Genomic DNA, 2,754 nt, shown 5'->3' with positions numbered 1-2,754 from the left:
CGCCAGTTGCGGAAGGTGATGAAGCACAGCACGATCACCGCCCCATACACGTAGAACAGCATCGTGCGGTTGGCTTCCTTCACGACGATGTTGGTCGCCGCCTCGATGCCGGCGCTGCCCGCGGCGAGCAGGAACTGGCGCTCGGGCGAGCTGTGCGCTTCGGCAAAGCGCGCCGCGGTCGCCACCACGCGGTCGAGCGTCTCGGCGCGATGGTCGGTGAGGTAGGCGATCACCGGCATCACCGAGCAGTCGTTGTTGAAGAGGTCCGGGTTGTTCACCGAGGCCTGCTGCGCGCCGTAGTTGAGCACGTCCTGGTTGCGCGCGAGCGTCACCCACTTCGGGTTGCCCTCGTACGAGCCGGCAGTGATCTGGCGCACCGCGTCACCGAGGAACACCGTCGTCTGCACCCCCGGCACCTGCTGCAGCTGCCAGGCGAGGCGGTCGGCCTCGACCAGCGTCTCGTACTTCAGGCAACCTTCGGCCGCGGTCTTGACGATCACCGCGAACTGGTCGGACGAGAGCGAGTAGTTGGCGGTGATGTAGGCGTTGTCGCGGTTGTAGCGCGAGTCGGCGCGCAGCTCCGGCGCGCCGGGCTCGAGGTCGCCGATCTTGAGCTGCAGGCTGACGACGAAGCCTGCCACCGTCAGCACCGCGGAGATCGCGATCGCGCCGATCGCCCAGCGCCGTTCGGTGAAACGCTCGAGCCAGCGCCACAGCGCTGCACCCGTGCCGTCGGCCGCACCCGATTCGGCCACCAGGCTGCGCTCGGCCGCCCGGGCGCTCACGCCGGTGTAGGACAGCAGCACCGGCAGCAGGATCAGGTTGGTGAAGATCAGCACCGCCACGCCGATGCTCGCCGAGAGCGCCAGCGACTGGATCACCGGGATGTCGATCACCATCAGCACGGCGAAGCCCACCGCGTCGGCGACCAGCGCCGTCATCCCGGCGAGAAAGAGGCGCCGGAAGGTGAAGCGCGCCGCCACCAGCCGGTGCGTGCCGCGGCCGATGTCCTGCACGATGCCGTTCATCTTCTGCGCGCCGTGCGACACGCCGATGGCGAAGATCAGGAAGGGCACGAGGATCGAGAACGGATCGAGCGCGAAGCCCAGGGCGGCAATCAACCCCAACTGCCACACCACGGCGACCACCGAACAGGCCACCACCAGCGCGGTGCTCCTGAGGCAGCGGGTGTAGAAGAAGATCACGACGATCGCGATGAAGGCCGCGACCGCGAAGTAGGTCATCACCTCGCTCACGCCGTCGATCAGGTCGCCCACCAGCTTGGCGAAGCCGATGATGTGGATGTTCACCGGCGCCCCGCCCTGCTCAACGCTTTGCTCGAACTTCGCCCGGATGTTGTCCTCGAGCGTGCGCGACAGCGCCCGGTAGTCGATCGGCGCGCCCGTGGCGGGATCCTTGTCGAGCAGCGGCACGAACACCATGCTCGACTTGAAGTCGTTGCCGACGAAGCGCCCGACGATGCCCGAGCGCGCGATGTTGAGCTTCAGCTGCTCGGTCGCCCGCGGCGAGCCGTCGTAGGCATCGGGCATCACCGGCCCGCCCTGGAAGCCCTCCTCGGTGACCTCGGTCCAGCGCACCGAGGGCGTCCACAGCGACTTCACCCACGCGCGGTCGACGCCCGGGGTGAGAATCAACTCGTCGTTGATCTTCTTCAGCGTCTCCTGGTAGGCCGGATCGAAGATGTCACCGTCGGGGGTGGCAACCACCACGCGCAGCACGTTGCCCAGGCCACGCAGCTCATTGCGATTGTCCAGATAGTTCTGGATGTAGGGCTGGCTCTGCGGCAGCATGCTTTCGAAACTGGCATTCAGATGCAGTTTCACGGCGGCCACCAGCGCCAGCGCCACGGTGACGAGCGCGCACATCACCATCACCGCGAGGCGGTGGTTGAAGATCAGGCGCTCGAGTTTGTTGCCCGAATTCTGATCGAAATCAGAAAGGGAACGCACCACCGGCGCCCGGTCATGCGAATCGAATGCGACGGCCATCGCGTCGGTCTCCTAAGCTTTTTCTGTTCTAGCGAAGCGTCTGGACGCGCACGCCGCGGGCACCCGCGACGACCACCGCATCCGTGCCGAGGGGCTGCACCGCCGCGGCGGGCGTGGCCCGCTCGAGCTTGAGCGGCGCGAAATGCTCGCCGCCGTCGGTGCTGACAAGCAGCCGCCCTGCCTGGCTGGCGAGCAGCACGCCGCCGGCGCCCAGCGGCACGCCGGCCGTGAGGCCTTCCTGCACGCCGGTGTCGATCTTGTGCCAGGTGGCCCCGCCGTCGGCGCTGCGGAAGGCGTTGCCGCGCAGGCCGAAGACGATGACGGCGTTGCGCGTTCCCGTAACCCCAAAATAGCTCCCCCGGTACGGCGTCTCCAGCGCGATGAAGCGCCCGGCCCTCGCATCGAGGCGCAGCACGAGACCCTGCTCGCCGGTGACGTACACGTCGCCGCCGGCCGGGCGGATTGCATACAGATGCAGCGCCTGCGGGTTCTCGGTGCGGTCGAGCCACGGCTCCCAGTTCTTGCCGCCGTCGGTGGTGCGCAGGATGAGGTTGAAGGCGCCCACGACGAAGCCGGTCTGCTCGTCGGCGAACCACACGTCGAGGAAGGGATTCTCCGCGCCCTGCGCGGCGAAGCGCTCGGCCTCGGCGACCCATTTCGCCGCGTCGTCGCCCGTCCGGGTCTTGTAGTACGCCACCATCCGCTCGCCGAGCGCGCGGCCGTCGAGCTGCTTGGTCCAGGTCGC

2 protein-coding genes are annotated in these 2,754 nt (G+C 67.9%); both read right to left on the bottom strand.

What is annotated here, in order from left to right:
• The coding region (locus tag GPA27_RS28130) for an efflux RND transporter permease subunit (RefSeq protein ID WP_169143706.1) at nucleotides 1-2,009 on the bottom strand (2,009 nt) is incomplete at its 3' end.
• Between the two features lie 28 nt (nucleotides 2,010-2,037).
• Nucleotides 2,038-2,754 (bottom strand): WD40/YVTN/BNR-like repeat-containing protein (locus GPA27_RS28125; protein ID WP_169143705.1); only part of this gene is annotated, 717 nt, incomplete at its 5' end.

Source organism: Aromatoleum toluolicum, assembly GCF_012911005.2.
GTDB lineage: Bacteria > Pseudomonadota > Gammaproteobacteria > Burkholderiales > Rhodocyclaceae > Aromatoleum > Aromatoleum toluolicum.
This window is presented reverse-complemented; position numbering and strand designations above follow the sequence as displayed.